We start from the raw sequence: 21,463 nt of genomic DNA on the forward strand, positions 1-21,463 counted from the left end.
TTAACTTAATAACAATAAGTAGAACGTGGAACCACTATGACAACCAGCACACACAATTTTAAACTTAGTAAGTTAATGACCAATTTAATACTCAGTGGCGCATTGACCAGTGGCTTAGCATATGCAGCGCCTCAAGATGAAGCTGTTGCTGATGATCAACTTGAAGTGATCGAAGTAAAAGGTTTTCGCGGTAGTATCAATGCCGCTTTAATGTCTAAGCGTGAAGCCGTTGGTACACGTGAGACTATCATTGCTGAAGATATTGGTAAATTTCCTGACTTAAATGTTGCTGACTCACTTTCGCGTGTACCTGGTATCTCTATTGAAGAGGATGCAGGTGAAGGTCGTCAAATTACCATTCGTGGTCTAGGTTCTCGTTACGTTAAAACCACAATTAATGGCATGGAGTCCGCATCTGCTGGTGCTGCAACAGACGCTGCGGGTGGTTCTAATACATCTCGTGCATTTGATTTTAACGTATTCGCATCTGAACTGTTTACCCAAATAGATATTAATAAAACCGTTTCTGCTGAACTTGAAGACGGTGGCATCTCAGGCAATGTTAACTTACAAACGGCGCGTCCATTTCAATATGATGGATTTAAAGGCGCTTACAATGTCAATGCTCGTTATAGTGATGTTGATGAGGATGTATCGCCTCGTGCTTCTTTTATGCTAAGTAATAACTGGGATAATAAGTTTGGTGTACTTGCCTCTATTGCATACTCTGATGGCACAGTACAAAGTGAAGGTTCATCAACTGGACGTTGGACTGTAAACAACCCCAGTTTTGTCGAAGATGGTTTACCTGTTGGTCAAGGTGGCTCAAATTATCTTACCGTAGCACCTAAAACATTACTGATGCCTAACGGGAATTACACCAATGAAAATTTAGATGGATTATATTTACCGCGTATTCCTCGCTATTCATTGTATTCAAAACAACAAAAACGTCTTGGTGCAACAATTGCTTTTCAATATGCGCCTACTGATGATCTCTCATTCAACTTAGATGTGTTGCATGCAAGCTTGGATAATGATTCTGAAGAATATCACTACGAAGTATTATTACGAGATCAAAAAAATATCGTTCCTGAAAACATTTATGTAGATAATAATAACACTATAGTCGCTGGTGCATATTCAAACGCCATTATCCGTTCAGAAACACGCAAAGATACATCTGAATCAGCATTTGACCAAGTTAGCTTTACTGGAAATTGGTTTATTAACGATCGTTTTAAAATGAACTTCCTAATTGGCCAGGGTAAATCAGATTTAGACATTCCGAATATGACCACCTTTGCCCTAGATAGTAATCAATCTACCGTGGCCTATAGTTTTGATAGTAATATAGACCCTTTATCATTAATTAATAACCCGGGCGGACAAGCGATTGGTAGCGGTGAGTTAAACACCACTATGCCGTCATTTGCATTTGCTGCAGGTCAGGCACCTGGCGGTAATTATAGTAAAGATGAAATAGCATCGGTGATGACAGATCCAAGTAATTACACCGCTGGTTTAGTGCGTAACCGCTCTCAAACGATTGAAAGTGAAAATAAAACTATTAGAGTTGATTTTACATACGAGATTAACGATGAATACACAGTTAAGTTTGGTGTTGGTCAGCGTAGTTTTGAAACAGAACAACACTATAATTTAAATAACTGGAAAGACATCAATAAAGATACAAATAAAACATCAGGCGCAATAGCAGAAGAGCGTGTTATATCGCTAGATGCAGCCCAAATTGATGGCAGCTTGTTTAATACCACTTTAGATAAACAAGGTGTAAGTTTTGGTAACAACGCTTCAATTCCTGGTTCATCAACGCTTAACAGTAGTACTTGGTTAGCACCTGATTATAATGCCATGTTCAACGCCTTTGCTGGGGCAGACTTTTTTCAAGCCAAAGAAGATTTTAGACGCACTTATTATATTAAAGAAGAAGTTGCTACAGCATTTGTCCAGTTAGATTTCAGAAACTACATATTTGATAAAGAGCTACGTGGTAATGTTGGTGTACGTTATGTTGATAACAAAAACACCAGTCGTATCGTAAATTTAGATCATATTTACAAAGATGGTTTCACTGCGGGACGTGGCGACGGTGCAAACTATGCTGCAGGTTATGGCTGGCGTGAATCAGTAAGTGAAGGTGATGAATGGCTACCGTCTTTTAACCTTGCTTACGATATTACAGAGGACTTAGTCGGTCGCTTTAGTTATTCACACGCAATTACTCGCCCAAAATTATCTGATTTACGCTCTTCAATCAGTATTAATACGCCGAGTATTGATGATCCATCAGCGACAATTAAGATGGGTGCAGGCCCGTCACTCAAGCCTTATAAAGCGAAACAATACGATCTAGGTTTGGAATGGTATTTTGCTGAAGAGTCACTGCTTGCAACATCACTGTTTTATAAAAATATTTCGGGTTTAACAAAAGCAAGTTCTGAGCAGGTTTTATCACAAACCGAACTTGATAGACTTGGTATCGACCTTGGCGACACAGATCCTAGCACTGTAACTTGGCAAGTATCGCAACTTGTCAATACCGATGCTGAAGGCATGTGGGGCGCAGAATTTATTTATCAACAGCCTTTTACCTTCTTACCTGAACCATTTAATGCCTTAGGTTTACAAACTAACTACACCTATATTGATTATACACGTGATATAGAAGACCCATTTTACGGCACGCAACTTAACTTAGTAGAAGAAGAAACATCAAAGAACACATACAACATAACCTTGTACTATCAAGTAGACGATTGGTCGGCTCGTTTTTCTTATAACTACCGAAGTGGCTATAACAAACAATATTTAGACGAATATAAAGATGAATCAACCTTTGTGCGTGGTTATGATGCAAAGGCGAAGCTTAATTTCTCTGCCCGCTACAAGTTAACAGAGAAAATGAGTGTTTCATTTGAAGCCGTTAATTTAACAGATGAAAAACAAGATATGTGGAATGATATTTACACGCCACGCCCTTATGAAAATCTGTCATCAGGTCGCCAGTTTTTAGTGGGTGTAAGGGGCACTTTCTAAACTTAATCAACACATAGCCTCGTTAACTGAGGCTATGTCTGCAATATAATACTCTCCCCCGTGCATAATCGATGATTTTTACTATCGATTATTTTATTAGTCACTAATTTTAAATAACTTTTTCAAAAACAATAAGTCTTTGAAAATTTAAACTTTGTAGTAAAATCACATTGCCACCGGTGGCAATAACTGCTAATGTTAACCTATTATAATAATTCCAATTTCAGCAGCAGGATACAAAATGAATAATCAACGACGGTATTTTCTTAAAGCATTGGCTTCTAGCACGTTGGTAACAGCAACCTTAGTTGGCTGTAAGTCAGCCCCTTTGCTCAATGTTTTTGACGCACCAATTAGCGCTGACGATTGGCAAATGGCTGCACAAATCAAATCAGCGATTGTAGTACCGACCTTCCCTGCTAAACAATTTAATATTAAAGACTTTGGTGCAAAAGAAAATGGCCAACATGATTGCACACTGGCCATTAAAAACGCCATTGAAGCCTGTCACGCACAAGGAGGTGGTCAGGTCTATATTCCAGATGGTACCTACCTCACTGGTGCGATTCATTTATTATCAAACGTTAACTTGCACCTCAGTGATAACGCAATAGTGAGCTTTAGCACTGATCCCACTCATTACTTACCAGAAGTATTTACTCGCTGGGAAGGCTTAGAAATGATGGGCTACTCACCACTTATTTATGCTTATGAGCAAGAAAATATTGCCATCACAGGTAAAGGCACACTGCAAGGAAATGGCGATAACCAAACCTGGTGGCCTTGGAAAGGACCACATAAGGAAGGTCATTGGGATTTAATTAAAGATAGCCAAGGTAAAGTATTGCACCAGCGTGAAGCACGTGATCAGTTGATGGTTGATGCCGAAGCCGGTGTGCCTGTCAGCCAACGTATATACAGTACTGGTGCCTATTTACGCCCTCCTTTTATTCAACCGTATAAATGTAAAAATATTTTAATCGAAGGCGTAACGATTAAAAACTCACCGTTTTGGTTAGTGAACCCGGTTTTATGCCAAAGTGTTACGGTTGATAACGTGAATTTTTCAAGCCATGGCCCTAATTCAGACGGCTGTGATCCAGAAAGTTGTGACCACGTGCACATTAAAAACTGTGTATTTGATACCGGTGATGATTGCATCGCGATCAAATCGGGCCGAAATGCTGATGGTCGCCGTGTTGGGGTAGCATCGCAAAACATTGTTATTGAAAACTGCCATATGAAAGAAGGCCATGGTGGTGTTGTGATCGGCAGTGAGATATCTGGCGGTGTAAATAATGTCTTTGTGCAAAACTGCACCATGGACAGCCCCCACCTAGAGCGTGCTATTCGTATCAAAACTAACTCAGTACGTGGCGGTTTAATCGAACATATTCGCATACGTAATATCGAAGTTGGCACAGTTAAAAATGCTGTTGTGATCAACTTTTTTTATGAAGAAGGCGATGCGGGACAGTTCGACCCAACAGTGCGGGATATTCAAATAGAAAACTTACATTGTAAAAATGTGTTGAGTAAGGCTTTTTACCTCAATGGCTTTGCACGCGCACCAATGAACGATATCCATTTTATCGACTGTCATTTTGACCAAGTGGGTGATGATTCTATTGTTGCTAATGTGAATAACATGAGCTTAACCAATGTCACTTTAAACAAACAGCCTTTAACTATGGCTCAATTACAAAAATAATAAGTATTAATAGGAAAATTGTATGACCGTGTTTTCAACATTATTAGGCAACCAACCTATATTGCCTATCATCCAAGCAAACAGTAGCGAAGAAGGTGTGGCTATTGCCACTGCCATGCACAAGGCTGGCATTCATTTAGTTGAAGTTGTGTTGCGCACGCCAGCGTCACTTGATGCATTAGTCGCCATCAAAAAAGCACTACCCGATTTATGCGTTGGTGCCGGCACGATTACCGATCAAGCATTACTTGCAAAAAGTCTTGCCGCCGGCAGTGATTTTATTGTCACACCGGCCGTATCACCGCGATTATTAGATGCACTTACACAATCTTCTGTGCCCGTTGTGCCGGGTGTTTCAAACACCGCCGATATTTTACTTGCAAAAGAGTATGGCTTTACTGAGCAAAAGCTATTCCCAGCTTCTTTGTGTGGTGGTGAGCAGTTTTTAAAAGCAGTAAGCAGCGTATTTGCTGATATTCGCTTTTGCCCAACAGGTGGCATTAATGAACAAAACTTTAAAGACTATTTAGCACTTAATAATGTGATGGCTGTGGGTGGAACTTGGGTTGCACAATCACAATGGGTACAAAGTAAAGACTATGAAAAAATCACGCAAGCCTGCCTTCAGGTACTAAATAACAATTAATTTACATATTGACTGCCACGTGCTGTCAGTGTAATTTACCTTTACATGCCACCGGTGGCAAATAACAAGCAGAACAGTTAAGGAATCTTCCATGTCTGGCAATATTGAACCTTTAGAATTGCACCCAGATCGTTTGTTTTCGAGCGATCCTACCGTTGTTGCAATCGCTAGAAAGTTATACGAATCAATTAAAGACTTACCGATTGTTAGTCCGCACGGTCACACTGATCCTCGTTGGTTTAATGAAAATGAAAACTTTGGCAATGCTACTGAGCTATTTATAAAACCCGATCACTACGTATTTAGAATGCTTTATAGTCAGGGGATCCCAATGACTGATTTAGGCGTGCCAGAGCATGGGCTGCAAGGCGATATGGCACGTTCAAAAGCAGCTGCTCCTGAAAAAGTATGGCAAATCTTTGCTGATAACTATCACCTGTATGCAGGTACGCCAAGTGGCTATTGGTTAGATGCGGTATTTAGTGATGTGTTTGGTTTTACAGAAAAACTTTGCTCTGAAAATGGTCAGCACTATTATCAAAAAATTACAGCTGCGTTAGCAACACCCGAGTTCAAGCCTCATGCACTGATGGACCGCTTTAATATTGAACTAATTGCCACAACAGAGGGTGCACTTGATCAGCTCCCGCACCACCGCGCAATTGCAGGCTCTGCAATGGCAAAACGTGTTATCACTACCTTTAGACCTGATGATGTTGTTGATGCAAGCCGCGAAGATTTTATCGACAACGTAATTAAACTCGGTGAAATCACAGACCAAGATACAACAACTTGGCAAGGTTACTTAGCGGCCATTCAAATTCGCCGAGATTACTTTCGCATTGAAGGTCGTGCAACAGCAACTGATCATGGTCACCCTACTGCACTTACTGCGGATTTATCACTAAGTGAATGTGAAGCATTATTTGCCAAATGCCTTACAGGTCAGGCTTCAGAGCAAGAGCAAGAGTTATTCCGAGGGCAAATGCTCACTGAACTTGCCGGTATGAGTATTAAAGATGGCTTAGTGATGCAAATTCACCCCGGTGCACATCGTAATCATAACCAAGCGGTGTTTGATCAATTTGGCCGTGATAAAGGCTGTGATATCCCAAGCCAAACTGAATACGTTAACGCACTCAAACCACTCTTGAGCAAATACGGAAATCACCCAGATCTTAAAATCATCTTATTTACTTTGGATGAAACAACCTACAGTCGTGAGCTTGCGCCACTAGCTGGTCACTACCCTAGCCTTAAATTAGGCCCTGCGTGGTGGTTTCATGACAGCCCTGCCGGTATGCTTCGTTTTAGACAGCAAACAACAGAAACAGCTGGTTTTTATAACACGGTTGGCTTTAATGATGACACCCGCGCATTTTTATCAATTCCAGCTCGTCATGATGTCGCACGCCGCGTTGATTGTCGCTATTTAGCAGAGCTTGTAGCAAATCATCAAATTAGCGACAGTACTGCACAGACTCTGGCTTATCAACTAACCTATGGGCTAGTGAAAAAAGCATACAATCTCGATAAATAACAATAATAGAGCCACTTAATTTAAGTGGCTCAACCATTGAGGACAGACAATGACTTTCAAAACATCACTGCTATCAAAACGCGTTATGATAGGAACAGTTCTAAGCTCAAGCCTATTATTGGGTGCCTGCCAAGAACATGCAGATCTTAAAACACCACTGCAAGCGAGTGAAACTAACTCCATTGGTAGCGCATTAGTTGCTAAAGTGGACATTGTTAATCCATCTTCATTTAAACGCCCTGATGAGCCTATCTATCTTAGCTACTACGATTTAGGTCTGAGCCAAGCATCTGCGTTAACAATAAAAACGGCGCAGCAAGTATTACCTAGCCAAGCAGTAGATATTGATTCAGACGGTGAACTTGACGGTATATATTTTATTGTCGATTTAAATGATAAGCCTGTTGAAGTCACTATTACACAGCAGAGTAAACATCCAATCACAGTAGAAACCAAGCGCGTTCAAGCTGATCTTGCTCACAAAGAAGGTGGCCAATGGCAACCACATTCTCGCCCGCCAAAACACCAAATTGGCACAGGCAAAAAAGAATATGTTGGCGGTGAATTTAAAAATGTTGAAGAACTTTCCCCACCAGATTATTACACCGATCATTCAAACTGGATCCGTTATGAAGGCCCAGGTATTGAGTCGGATAAAGTAGGCTATCGCTTTTACTTAGATTGGCGTAATGGCTTTGATATTTTTGGCAAGTTAACCACTAAACCAGTGTTACATACCGTTGGCCTTGATGGATATGATTCGTATCATGACAAACAAGACTGGGGAATGGATATACTTAAAGTGGGCAATTCATTAGGCGCTGGCGGCTTTGGTTTAATGGGCTCTAATGATGAATTAGAACATGTATCTGATGTTAGCAAACGTACAGCACGTATCCTTGAAAATGGTGATCTACGTGCCAGTATCCAAATTGAGTATCAAGGCTGGAAAAATAGTTATCAACAACAAAACCTTATCGCTAACATTAGTATGCACGGCGGCTCACGCTTAGCACATGTTTCACTTGCAACAGATAAAGACTTGTCTAATTTAGTCGCCGGTGTTGTTAAGCATCATGATACTGAGCTTATTCAAGGTGATCTGGATGCAATGAGTAATTATGGCTACAGCTATATTGCCAGTTGGGGCAATCAGAGTTTAGATAAATCAGCTTTAGGGATGGCGGTATTTTTTAAAAAAGGTGATGTTATTGATGTACGCCAAGACAAAAATAACTACCTTGCAGTACTAAAACCTAAAGGGCAAAGTACACAGCATGTAGATTACTATTTTGCCTCAGTGTGGCAGCCTGAAAGTGGTATTAACGATAAAGAAAGCTTTATTGAGTACCTGAATCAACAAGCTGAAAGATTGACAATTAAACCTCGTATTACTTTGCATACCACAGTAACAGCAAAACAAACAACGCAGCGACTGAGTAAGGAGTCAGCACTCGAGTGGGCTAGTGCCCTTGCCGATTCAGAACTACAAAGAAAAACACTGGGTTACCATGCTGGTGGCTGGGATGTGAACCGTAAACGCAGCCCAAAGTTTGAATACGATATTATTGGCTTACAACCGTATGCCTATTATCAATTAGGACTGGCAACGGATGAGCAAACATATAAAAATGTGATTGCCCAAGTTACTGGCAGCTTTATTGATCAACAAGGCAAAATCACCGCCTATAAACAAAGCAATTTTAATATCGATAATATTCCACCTGGTCGCAACCTTATCCAGCTATACCAAGATACCAAGCAACAAAACTACTTAACGGCTGCAAAAGCGTTACGAGCGCAGTTACAGTTACAGCCACGTATATCACAAGGCGCATTTTGGCACAAAAACAAATATCAACATCAAGTGTGGCTTGATGGCGTTTATATGGGTATGCCATTTTTAGCCCAGTATGCCAGCTTATTTGAAACGGGCCACCAGCAACAAGAAACTTTTGCTGAAGTGGTAAATGAATTTAAGCTTACGCGTGAAGCGCTTCGCGATCCAAAAACTGGACTGTACTATCACGGATGGGATGAATCAAAACAGCAAGCATGGGCTGATAAACAAACCGGCGTTTCGGCAGAGTTTTGGGGCCGTGGTATGGGGTGGCTCGCTATGGCAGTGGTTGATGTACTCGATTACATTCCAGCAAAAAACACAGAGCAACGCGATACCTTACTCGCCATAGTAAAAGAGTTAGCCACGGATATAGCCAAAGTTCAAAATACTGATACCGGCACATGGTGGCAAGTTTTAGACAAACCAACGGCTTTGGGCAACTACCAAGAATCTACTGCAACAGCAATGTTCGCTTATTTTTATGCCAAAGCGCTTAATAACGGTTATATCGATGCTGATTATCAAGACACGGCGCTTGCAGCTTATCAAGGTTTACTTAACCAATTTACATTAGTCCATAACGATGGCACGGTGAGTATGACAAACCAATGCTATGTTGCAGGACTTGGCTTTGGCCGTGATGGTAGTTTTCACTATTACATGAGCGAACCGATCAGTAAAAATGATCCTAAAGGAAATGGTCCCTTCATTCTAGCAAGCCTTGAAATAGCTAAGCTTCTAGCTGGTAACAACTAAACAGCCTCTGATAAGTTAGCCAGTAAACAAAGTACATTGGACTTTGTTTACTGGCTAAAACTCGCTTTCCCTTCAACCACATCAGCACAGTAAGCTCATAATGATTTATGATGCGTATAATAAAAACACCGCAAATAAAAACATTTTTTATCAGCTGCTTATTTTGTTCAATAATGGATGGGTCTGCGCAAAATAATAACAACTCACTGAGCTATGCAGTACAAATGGCTAGTTCTGAGATGCTCTGTAACCTTCAGGCGTACACCACCTATTGGCGCGATTAACCGCGATGGGACTACACTACCCATTGCTTAGTGTTACTGTCATTCGTGAAGCTCTATCTGCGCCAACCAGAGCAACGCTATTAGTCTACAGGCGGGATTGTTGATAGCAACGACAATGACTCGAAGCGAATTAATGTCCAAGCGCTTATAATATTGATGGGTTAAGTGATTTCACTTCAGCTAGCAAGAGGTGGGGGGACCGTTATGAAACTATCCCACAACGTTAGCGCTGTGCATCACCTATTTCCTATATTGATAACAACGCGTTTGCGACACTTTTCATTAATAGCTCAGTACCACGCTCTCGAGCAGGCCGAAACAGCGCAATACAAAAGTTAGAGGAATTACAAATAACCAGCCAAGTTTATCAATTCAAAGGCGCGCAGCATTCATTTTGGTTATTCCAGCCGTGGTTAACACCAACGACTGCCGTTATTGATGACTTTTTAACAGCACAATTCGCTAACAGTCGTTGAACACTATTGAAGTTATAATCGAAAGCCACGATGACTTAACAGATCTGTTAAAGTCAAAGTGGTTTTTGCTTTATTATTCGCTAAGTGAATTTAAGTACTGCTGTAAAACATGCTCTTTAGTGGCATTTTTCAATTGCGGCTGATGTTGTTTTAGCCAGTTATCATCCACACCATCTTGATCGGCATCTGTGATTGCTGTAAAGCCTATAAATTGTTTTTCATAAGCATCCCAACTACCTATTAATTCAAACTCGTGGTCTATTAGACCGTTTTTCTTGATGGGCACAGCGTCTATTAATTGTTGATAAACTAAGTTATCAACACTATCAATAAATCGGCCATTGGCATTTTTGCTTGCACCAATGTCTTGTGCTTTGGTGGCAGTATAAAATGCTTGCTCTGCACTAATATAGGCCAACGATTCTTGCACAGCAGATGTAATAATTACTTTATCGCTTAACCAAGGGCTCTTTGTATCACTCTTTGTGCGCTTTGCTTTGACTGCTTTACGGTAGTTTACACCTAAGTAGTTATGCTCACTCAGTTGTGGATTGTTCTCAAGTACATTACCCATAATATACGCCTGATTTTCTTTTATCTCAGGGGAGTACCAAATATCCGCAAACTGCATGATCTTACTTGCTTTGCCTGGCTTATAGTAATTATTGATCAGGTTAAAACGACCATTTTCTGAGCCATACACATTGTTATGTCCCCAGTTAAAAATAATATTATTAATTATTTCAACAAACTCTTCATTTTGTGCGTATGGTGATTTAAGTCTATGCCCGTTGATCCTTGGTGTTCTGCTGGCATGATTAGCGAGTATATTATTAATGAAACTTGCATTTGCTCCGCCCCAAATACCACCATAACCATGATCTCCTTTAGGGTGAATTGAATGGCTTAAACTGTGCGAAATCATTGAGTTTTGTAGTGTGAAATTGCGGTTATTATAAAAACTTGCAGTTTCATCAACCGACCAACTTAATGAACAGTGGTCAATTATCACCGTATCACTATTTCGTACTGACAAAGAGTCATCTGCGTAACCAAATGTACCTAAACGAAAGCGCATATAGCGAATAATCACGTTAGTACTGGACGACACAATCACAGGTGCACCAATAAGGGTAATACCTCCAGGCGAGCTTTGTCCTGCAATGGTGATATTGCCGTGTGAAATTTTAAGTTCGTCTACCAGCTTTATCACTCCTGACACCGCAAAAACAATGGTTCTAGGATGCTTTTGCTCTACCGCATAGCGTAACGTACCCTCAATTGGTTTATCAGCTTGATCTGCTAAGCTTGTGACAATATAAAGCTCACCGCCCTTTCCTCCGGTTGCATATTTTCCGAAACCTTGCGCAGAAGGAAATGCTAAATTAGCATTTATTTGTTCAGCAGATAATTTAGCTGAAATAGAAATAGTAAACACAAAAATCATACACATGTAAGCTATGTGCAGATATTTTGAGTGATTATTTTGCAATAATTGCATAATGGTCCTTTAAAATTGCTTTTACACTTTAGGGTTTAAATAAAAAAATACACATGTTGATGGCTAATAAATTGACAACATTATTAATACAGTGTTAACTTCATGTTATTCCATTTTGCCACCGGTGGCAAGTTGGGATTTAAATCAACGGGAATCGCATAACTTGCACACACAATTAAAAGCCTGAAAAAGGAATAAAAATGAAGAGCATGAGATTAAGCGCGATCGCTGCGGCATTACTGGTAGCAATGCCAATTTATGCACAAACGGCCGATCCTGCACAGCCAAAGGTTGAAAATAATACACAAAAAACCACAACCAATGCTGAACAAGAACCAACCAAATCAGCACAAATTGTTGAAGACGATATAGAAATAATAGCTGTAACGGGTGTTTACCAAGCTGATTTAAAAGCACGCGCTATGGAACGTGACAGCAAAGCGTTTAGCTCTGTGATTGCCACCGATGACATGGGTAACTTTGTTGACCAAAATGTTGCTGAGTCACTGCGTCGGATCCCGGGTGTCACTTTAGAGCGCAGTGAAGGTGAAGGTAAATATATTGCAGTTCGGGGCTTAGGTCCTAAATTCGTTTCGGTAAGTATGAATGGTGCTGAGCTTTCCGGTGCAGGCGATGATCGTAAGATTGGTCTTGATGGCATCACCAGTGATTCTCTGGGTGCCATTGAAGTTTTTAAAACTCTCACACCCGATATGAACCTTAACTCTATTGGTGGCTCAGTTAATGTCAGAGCCATATCAGCTTATGACCGAGGTAAAAACACCTTAAAAATGAAGCTGCAAGATTCATACAGTGAACTCAGAGAAGAACACTCGCCGAAGTTTAGCCTTGATGGCACACAGTTATTTTTAGATGACAAAATCGGTGTTGGTTTTGCGCTTTCTTATGAAGATAGAAAAACTCAAGTAGATGAAGTACGCCATCATAGCACCCGTGAATTAAACTTCTTACAAGGTGGGATTGGTCTAAGTGAAGAGCAACTTAGCAATGCACCAGAAATATTAATTCCGGCACAACTAGAAAATCGCCGAGAAATCGCCGATAGAAAACGCTCCACCGCAACCCTCAATTTTGAATTTAAACCCTCAGAAGACAGTTTTTATTACTTACGTGGTAATTACTCTAATTACACTGATGGGGATATTGCACAACGTGAGTTTTACAACTTTTATAATGGCGATGAGGCCGATGAAGTTATCTATGTGAATGCAGAAACAAAAGAGTTTGCTCTGTCAGATGTGGATGTCTTCAACCAGTACTTTATTCAAGAAGGTGAAACCACTACGACTAATTTCAGTGTTGGTGGTGAAAACTATATCGCTGATTCATGGCGTGTCGATTATGAATTTGCTTACTCTAAAACTGAAGATAAATCAGTCGGGGATCGACGAGCCCAATTTCGTGAACGCGAAAATATCGTCTATGGTAAAGGCAGCAGAGACAACATTATCGCTAAAGTATTGACCCCTGCAGAAGCAGCAGCTCTGGGCGGGTTTGCCCTTAAAGATGACGAAGATGTATTTGCTGGTGAAGCCGATGGTGATATCAGCGATTTATCAAATATGGAATACGATAATCTGTTTATGGAAGACAGTACCCGTACAGATGAAATTACTAGCCTGAAGTTAAACTTACAAAAAGATTTTGATTACCAATACCTTAACTTTATTAAAGTTGGCGGTACTTATAATGAACGAGAGCATTACAATAATAAAGATCGCTGGAGTTATACCGTTAATAGCGCCGATTGCGGTGGCGACCAAACCTGTATGGATGTCGCAACATCAAATATCACTGATTATAATTACGCGGTGCCAGCAGGTGGTTTATTTACCTATCCATTTGTAAGCCAACAGGATGTTGAATACATTGTAAATTCTACAAAAATAACACGCGAAAGTGCCACCGGTGGCGAAGAGTCAATTGACAGTACCAAAGAAGATTACACGCTTACTGAAGACACTTATGCAGCTTTTATCATGGCTGAAATGCCACTTTCTGAGCAACTAACCGTGATCACCGGTGTACGCTATGCGCATACTGAGTTTTCTTCAACTGGTTTTATGTCGCTTGAAAACGATGACTGGGATTTTGGCAATGACAAAATGCTTGATTTAGCAATCCCATTACCTGAATCGTCAATTACCTATAGTGAGTTTTTCCCGAGTATTCATGTTCGCTATGAGCCTAGCGATCAAATTTTGGTACGTACTTCATTATGGACCAGTTACACCCGCCCTTCTTTTAAACAAGCTCGTGGTTTTGCTAAGTTTGATGACGACATAAGCTTATGCGATCCAACAACGAACGAATGTTACAGTTCGCCAGATGGGCAGAGCGCCATTGAACTTCAAGGTTATATTTTAGGACCCGATAACGCAGTACAAGTTGGTAATCCTAATCTAGTAGCTATGACATCTGACAACTTTGATGCATCATTTGGCTGGTATCCATCAAAAGAGTTATTTATGGAAGCAGCAGTATTTTACAAAAATATCGATAACTTCATCGTCGATGTCACCGGTATTCAAATGGGGATAGACGAATTACCACTGACTTTACCAGTTAATCAAGTGTCTGATTTTGCAATTCCACAAGATCTTGTTCTCAATCAGGTCGATATCACTTTAAACGGCGATAAAGCAACTGTTTATGGTATTGAATTGAGTTACAACCAGTTCTTTGAGAATGGTTTATTTTGGCAAAGTAATATGACATTTGTAAAAAGTGAAGCTGAGCTCGATGCCACTATTCGTCAAGATAAAATGCCACTGCCTGGTCAGGCTGACGTTACCGGTAATATTGCCGTGGGCTGGGAAGATGAGTCATTCTCGTTACGCCTAATTAGTAATTACCGCTCTGATATTCTTGAAGAAGTTGGCTCTTGCCCTGTGTCAGCGAATAAAGCCGATAGTCATACTTGCAAAACATGGGCTGATATTTACCAAGACGACATAATGACTTTTGATATAAAAGTAAAATACGACTTTTCAAAAAGCCTCAGCGTGTACTTTGATGCAATTAACCTAACCGACGAATCAGATCTACGTTACTTCACCGGTAATGAGCAATCTGGTGGCGAGATCCTCTACCAGCGTGAAGATTATGGCCGCACATTCCAGTTAGGTATGAATTATAAATTTTATTAACAATCAATGAAGTAATAAAAATCGTTAATTTCACACACAATTAACGCGTAGAAGACACGCTTTCATCCTTGGAGGGATGCATGAATAATACAATAAAAATACCATCATGTTTGCTGATCACCGCGATTTTGGCAGGCTGCGGTGAAGAAAGTTCTATTAATATAAAAGAAGCCCCGTTACCCGCTATCCAAGGGGTGTTTGTTGACAGCCCTGTTGCTGGTTTAACTTATAATAGCCCATCGGTTACTAATGGCGTAACCACAGCTGAAGGACAGTTTGATTACTTTAGGGGGGAAGCCGTCGTGTTTTCCATTGGTGAGCTTACCTTCCCCACGGTTGCCGCAGCAAATGTGCTTACCCCACTTGCTTTATTTTCAACAGATACCGTGTTTCACCCCGCTGTTATAAATAGCTTACGTTTATTGCAGTCACTCGATGTTGATGGCGATCCAAGTAATGGGATCACCATTAGCGCGCAAGCTGCGCAGGCAGCGCAGATGACGCTTAGTGAAGGACAAACAGTTACTGATTATTTTAGTAGCGACGAGTTTGAGGCGAACGTAAATGCATGGCTCGCTGATGCAGGCTCGGCTAACACAGCGTTAGTGCCTACTGATCAGGCCATTGTGCACTTTGTTGATTTTATTTTTAAGCAATACAACAGCACACAACCTTTAGCATTTAATACTGCCGATTTTAGCGGAACATTGTATAACCCGTTAGTACAAGGCAGTGAGGCAAGTATTACACAGTTGATATTCACGCCCGTTGATGAAGCAAACCTTAGTGGAACATTCAGCCAAGTAGTGGATGGTAACAAAACAGTAACAGGCAATTATTCGTTTTTATTCGGTAACCGTGTACTTGCACTGACCTCAGTTGAGGGCGAGTCTGCTACCACTGAGTATATAATCTCTCGTTCGCATAATACGGTTAATAACACCTACAGTGTTTGTGCCACCAGCGATGCAAGCGCACTGGCAACACTGGTGCTTACTTGTGATAGTAATGATGATGCTAAAAACAATATTTTAGTGTTCTCCGAACAACAAGCTCAAGAAGAGTTAGTTAAACTCAATGATTTAGCACAGCAAGCTGGTTTAGCCTTAATTGAAGAGTTTGATACTGACACTGAAACATTTTTCTCATCGAGCTATAAAAGCTTATCGGATGAGCAAGGCAGCGGCCCGTTATATTTTAAAAGTGGCGGTAGTGCAAAAATTGACGATGTAGCAGGCCACCTAATTCTAGAAGGCGACCGTATTACAATCGGTAATACTCTGCCCGGCAAAGAATCAACAGCGACTGATAGCTCAGGTGTGGGGATTTATAATTTAAGCGAAGGGTTTACCATTAGCTTTGATGTTATTTCTCATAATAGTGCCGGTGGATTATCGCTGTATGTTGATAATAATACTGCCAGTCAAAGTAATTCAGTGCATGGTGGTGCTTCAAAGTTTTATGGTAAAGATATAAACGAAACCAACACCCCTGCAGGTAAAAAGTTCTCTTATACGTACATTCCAGGTGAAGATGTAAATACCGGCCCAGATCTAACTAATATCGATGCCCGTGGTATTTTAAATCCTGAGATTAAAAATTCATATTTCCAAATACGCACTGATTCAGCGGCAATGATTGTCATTGATAACTTAACCATTGAAACAGTTGCTACAGATGTGCCAGATGTTGAACCGCCAGTTGAGCCACCTGTTGAACCACCTGTTCAAGGTGAGATCCCAACAATAGAATTACCAATTATCACTGACTTTACCGCACTTACTGCGGATATTTTCTCTGTTGATCATCAAAAAGTTATTGATGCTAACGGCGATGAAATCCCCATGTTTAGCAAAACAGGCGGCTCAGTCACTGTGATTGATACTGGATTAGAACTCAATGGAGGACGTTTCACATTAGGTAACACCACACCAGGTATTGAAACAGCAGCAACGGATACCACCACCAGTGGAGCACTGGATTTGTCTCGTCCTTATCAAGTGGTGATGGATATTGTCAGTGTAAGTGACCCTGAAGGTGATAATAAATTCCAAATTTATGTGGATAACAACTCATCAAGCAGTTCTAAATCAATCCATGGTAATGACTCACGTTTTTATAATGAATTGATCAACTCGCTTACCCCTGGTCAAACTTTAACAGTACCCGGAAAGCTTGCGACTAAAAATTCATTTTTACAGTTACGTACCGAAACTGGCGGCACTGTGGTTATCAATAACCTCAGAGTTGAGTATGTTAAAGATCCATCTGTATTTAGCTGCACGGATGCACCTGAACTGTATTTTTGTGATGACTTTGCCAATGGTGATTTAAATAATTGGCAAATTTTAGCCAAGCCAGATAACACTGAAGCCCCAATGGGTGAGTTTGATGTACTCGACATTATGGGTAATAACATGATGCGATACACCGCAGGCGGTGCTGGTGGCGAGCTAATTTTAGCCACTGAAGAAGCTATGGCAAACGTACCTGCGACAGGTAACTACTTTGTTGAAGCGAAAATTCGCCCACGTCAGAACTCTACAACGGCCAATAAGCAGATCTTTCTGATGGCACGCTATTTAAATGCCGGTAATTGGTACGCCGGTGGCTTAAATGTGCAAAACTCATCAAGCAGTACGCAAGTGGAAGTTGCCGTTAGTAGCGAAGGATCAATTTCGCGTCCGGTGCAAACAAAATCACCAATCTTACTCGGTGAAAAAGGCGCTACAGAAGATGGCGTTTGGTACACCACTCGCTTTGAAATGATTGATGACCAACTTACCGTGTACTTAGATGGTGAGAAAATGGGCTCTGCGACTGATACCAGCTATACAGCGCGTGGCTTAATTGGTGTGTTTACGAATAATCGTTCGTTTGAAATTGATGATGTAAAAGTGGGCGACCCTAGCATCAAGCCAATTCAGTTAACCCTTGATTACAAAGAGCCTAATTGGGACACAAGTACCAGTATGGATCCATTGTTGATCAACGTTACAGCAATTAAAAACGACGGTATCACAGCCGACACCTACACGGTCACTTCAAGCAATGAAGCAGTGGTGAGCGTTGCAATCGATGGAAATGCGATCACCCTTACACCGATTGCTGCAGGCGATGCAACGGTCACATTTGTATCGGATTCAGACCCAAGTATTACGCGTACTATTAAAGTCTCTGTTGCAGAAGGCTTTGTTATGCCAACCGCTGACTATGGTGATTTAACAGATAAAGTGATGCCAGCGATTGCTAGCGATAGCCAATTTGTTGATACCCAGTTATCGATTACTTTTGATAACGCCCCTACGTTTGGTAGTTTAGGTGAAATACGTATTTATAAACAAAACGACAACACCCTTGTTGATACCCTCAAAGTTGGTAAAAATGTCGATGTGATTGGTTACACAGGCCAAGATAGATTGCGCTCTGTGTACTACTACCCGCTCACGATTGAAGGCAATACCTTAACCATTAAACCGCATAATAATGTGCTTGAATATGGCCATACTTATCGTGTTGTCATTGGTGATGACGTGGTACTAGGCGCACAACTAAACGGTGCTGATTTTATTGGCCTCGGTGATAATAGCCAATGGACGTTCACCACTAAAGTGACAACGCCGGCAAGCAATCAACTACTGGTTGATGATGACGGTGTAGCTGACTTTAGAACCGTGCAAGGTGCACTTAACTTTGCAATGGCAAGCCTTGCTAAAGATGAGCAAACTATCATTTCAGTCAAAGATGGGATCTACAACGAACTGCTGTTCTTACGTAATAAAAATAACGTAACAATACAAGGGCAAAGCCAAGACAATACCATTATTCAGTACGAAAACTACGAAACACTCAATGGTGGCTCAGGTGGCAGTGCGCCTATAGGTTCTGGCACACCGGGCGGCGGTCGTGGTGTATTCTTAGTTGAAGGTGCGGATATGTTAGTGATCAACAACCTAACATTGAAAAACACCCACTTGCGTAACAATGTTGATTCAAACCAAGCTGAAACTATTTACTTTAATAGTAATGGTCGTTTAGTGGCTAATAATGCCAGCTTTATTAGCGAACAAGATACCCTATTACTTAAAGGTTACACATGGTTTTACAATAGCTTAGTTGCAGGTAATGTTGACTTTATTTGGGGCTACCCGGTCACTGCATTATTTGAAGACAGTGAAATTCGCACCATTGGTGACTCCAAAGATGGAGATCCAACTAAAGACTCATCAGGTGGTTATGTGTTACAAGCCCGCGTACCTGTGCAAACAGATCCTGGCTTTATCTTCTTAAATAACCGCTTTACTCATGGCCCAGGACCAATTGGCAATGATGTGTTAGATAATTCAACCTATATTGCACGCAGTGGTGGCAGTGACACATATTTTGATAATGTTACTCTTATCAATAATAAATTTGATACTCACATTGCAACCTCAGGTTGGGCTGTGCAAGGAGTTAACAGTCAACCTGCACCAAATCCAGAAATTGCAACGGCTACCAGTGGCTGGCGCGAGTATGGCAGCATGGATTTAGCAGGTAATACCCTTGATTTAAGTGCCCGTGTTGGCGGTTACATTATGCAAGACAGCGACGTAGTTAACTTACTTGAGCGTAACGCTATTTTTGCAAGCTTTAATGATGGCCAAGGTTGGACACCTGAACCACTAGCTATCCCAATCTTGCCAGATGAGCCAATTGCAGTAACACCGGTGAATAATAGTCTGGGTTTTGCTGGTTATAATTTTAACCTAACCGGTGGCGAAGGTGGAACAGTAGTGACCGTTGATAATGGCACAGCGCTTAAATCGGCTTTAGCACAAGCAAAATCATCAGGTGTTCCAGTGACTATTTATGTCGATGGTGTCATTACTGATGCAAACAGTGGCGGCGATAATTCTTCTATCGAAATTAAAGATATGGATAATATCTCAATCATTGGTGTGGCAGATCGTGGTGAGCTAAGTGGTATCGGCATTGCTATTCGTCGTGCTAATAACATCATTATCCAAAACTTAAAAATCCATGAAGTACTTACCGGCGGTAAAGATGGTATTTCGATTGAAGGTGATGAAAATAAACCTACCGCGAATATCTGGATTGATCATAACGAACTATATTCATCGTTAAATGTTGATCAAGATTATTATGATGGTTTAATCGATTCTAAATCGGGTGCTGAAAACATTACCATTTCATATAACTATATTCACGATAGCTGGAAAACGTCACTCCATGGTCACAGTGATGATGACTCGAGCAGCAACAAGAATCGTCATATTACCTTTCACCATAACCGCTTTGAAAACATCATATCGCGTGTTCCGTTGTTTAGATTTGGTCAAGGTCATCTCTTCAACAACTATTATAACAATATCACCTCTAGCGCGATTAACTCACGAATGGGCGCAGAGCTACATATTGAGAATAACTACTTTGAGCATACTAAAAATCCTGTGGTCTCTTTTTACTCAAAAGTAATTGGTTATTGGAATACCTCGGGTAACTACCTAGGTGAAGGTGTTACTTGGGGTGATGTGGCTGACGGCGATGTGGCTGCAGAGGTTACTGCTACTGGTATGACACCCACCAGCTCATACCAAGCACCTTATGAGTATAAGTTAACACCAGTAATGGATGTTAAAGCGCATGTTATTGCCCATGCCGGTATTGGTAAAACGGATCAAAGCGATTTAGACATCCCTGACATTGCAGCGCCAAGTGAGCCACCTGTGCAAGAGCCGCTTGGGTTACCCTTTACTGAAAATTTTGCTGCAGCGAATACGGACGAGTTTTTTAGTAATAGTTACCGCGACTTATCGGGCTTAGCTGGATCTGGTACGCCGCTGTTCCATCGTGTAACAGGCGCTATTGATGTATCAGCAGGCCAATTAACCATGACAGGGGCACGCATTAGTATAGCGAATACTACCCCTGCGGTTAGTACAACCTCAGCAGATGCAAGCACCACGGGGTTACTTGATTTAAGTAACAGTTATCAAGTGAGCTTTCAAGTCGCGGCTGTAGCAGGCAATACAGCAAAAAGCTTCCAAATATATGTAGATAACAACACCTCTGGTAGCGCTAATTCAATCCACGGTGGTTCATCGAAGTTCTACTCAGTACAACTTCAAGACTTAGTCCCAGGTCAAACGTACACCGTCGATGGATTGGTAGCCACAGCTACCTCATTCATCACTCTCAGAACGGAAAGTGAAGCAACTATCACATTGGATGAAATAACCATCCAATAGTTGTAATGAGAGCAGCCAAGCGCTGCTTTCACACAATTTGATAGTTACCAATACCCTTGCCCCGCACAGCAAGGGTATTTTTTTATCCATATCATTCCTTTCTCTTTGCGCAACAAAATCTTCAAGTTAATAATTCACAAAGAGATTAACAGGCGCTGCGGTTAAAGAGCGAGGGCATGAAGTTAACGTTATTAAATTGAGTTAGTAATTTTCAAGTACGACTGC

At 41.0% G+C, this 21,463-nt stretch carries 8 protein-coding genes; 7 read left to right on the forward strand and 1 reads right to left on the reverse strand.

Annotated elements, in window-relative coordinates; all coding sequences use genetic code 11:
• The first annotated feature begins 36 nt into the window (after positions 1 to 36).
• The 5 genes from H5182_RS06835 (at position 37) to H5182_RS06855 (ending at position 9,556) form a co-directional block, all read left to right on the forward strand.
• Positions 37 to 3,060, forward strand: a complete 3,024-nt coding sequence (locus H5182_RS06835) for a TonB-dependent receptor (protein ID WP_182759766.1) — start codon at positions 37 to 39, stop codon at positions 3,058 to 3,060.
• 241 nt (positions 3,061 to 3,301) lie between these two features.
• Complete coding sequence (locus H5182_RS06840) at positions 3,302 to 4,771, forward strand: glycoside hydrolase family 28 protein (RefSeq protein ID WP_182735170.1); 1,470 nt, start codon at positions 3,302 to 3,304, stop codon at positions 4,769 to 4,771.
• Positions 4,772 to 4,793: 22 nt separating this feature from the next.
• Positions 4,794 to 5,417, forward strand: a complete 624-nt coding sequence (eda, locus tag H5182_RS06845; protein WP_182759767.1) for a bifunctional 4-hydroxy-2-oxoglutarate aldolase/2-dehydro-3-deoxy-phosphogluconate aldolase — start codon at positions 4,794 to 4,796, stop codon at positions 5,415 to 5,417.
• Positions 5,418 to 5,508: 91 nt separating this feature from the next.
• A complete protein-coding gene (gene uxaC, locus H5182_RS06850) occupies positions 5,509 to 6,957 on the forward strand; it encodes a glucuronate isomerase (RefSeq protein ID WP_182759768.1) in 1,449 nt (482 codons plus the stop codon).
• Positions 6,958 to 7,006: 49 nt separating this feature from the next.
• Positions 7,007 to 9,556, forward strand: a complete 2,550-nt coding sequence (locus tag H5182_RS06855; protein ID WP_182759769.1) for a glycoside hydrolase family 88 protein — start codon at positions 7,007 to 7,009, stop codon at positions 9,554 to 9,556.
• Positions 9,557 to 10,389: 833 nt separating this feature from the next.
• Here H5182_RS06855 and H5182_RS06860 read toward each other — a convergent pair.
• Positions 10,390 to 11,817, reverse strand: a complete 1,428-nt coding sequence (locus tag H5182_RS06860) for a polysaccharide lyase family 1 protein (RefSeq protein ID WP_182759770.1) — start codon at positions 11,815 to 11,817, stop codon at positions 10,390 to 10,392.
• A gap of 200 nt (positions 11,818 to 12,017) precedes the next feature.
• Here H5182_RS06860 and H5182_RS06865 point away from each other — a divergent pair, with 200 nt between their 5' ends.
• A complete protein-coding gene (locus H5182_RS06865; RefSeq protein ID WP_182735175.1) occupies positions 12,018 to 14,987 on the forward strand; it encodes a TonB-dependent receptor in 2,970 nt (989 codons plus the stop codon).
• 80 nt (positions 14,988 to 15,067) lie between these two features.
• Positions 15,068 to 21,238: a pectinesterase family protein gene (locus H5182_RS06870; protein ID WP_182759771.1), complete on the forward strand. Its 6,171-nt coding sequence runs from the start codon at positions 15,068 to 15,070 to the stop codon at positions 21,236 to 21,238.
• Positions 21,239 to 21,463: the final 225 nt, after the last annotated feature.

It is taken from the genome of Pseudoalteromonas sp. SG44-17 (genome assembly GCF_014164235.1).
Classification (GTDB): Bacteria; Pseudomonadota; Gammaproteobacteria; order Enterobacterales; family Alteromonadaceae; genus Pseudoalteromonas; species Pseudoalteromonas rhizosphaerae.

Coding starts and splice junctions, on each gene's coding strand:
- H5182_RS06835 (WP_182759766.1), top strand. CDS start 37: ATGACAACCAGCACACACAATTTTAAACTTAGTAAGTTAATGACCAAT.
- H5182_RS06840 (WP_182735170.1), top strand. CDS start 3,302: ATGAATAATCAACGACGGTATTTTCTTAAAGCATTGGCTTCTAGCACG.
- eda (WP_182759767.1), top strand. CDS start 4,794: ATGACCGTGTTTTCAACATTATTAGGCAACCAACCTATATTGCCTATC.
- uxaC (WP_182759768.1), top strand. CDS start 5,509: ATGTCTGGCAATATTGAACCTTTAGAATTGCACCCAGATCGTTTGTTT.
- H5182_RS06855 (WP_182759769.1), top strand. CDS start 7,007: ATGACTTTCAAAACATCACTGCTATCAAAACGCGTTATGATAGGAACA.
- H5182_RS06860 (WP_182759770.1), bottom strand. CDS start 11,817: ATGCAATTATTGCAAAATAATCACTCAAAATATCTGCACATAGCTTAC.
- H5182_RS06865 (WP_182735175.1), top strand. CDS start 12,018: ATGAAGAGCATGAGATTAAGCGCGATCGCTGCGGCATTACTGGTAGCA.
- H5182_RS06870 (WP_182759771.1), top strand. CDS start 15,068: ATGAATAATACAATAAAAATACCATCATGTTTGCTGATCACCGCGATT.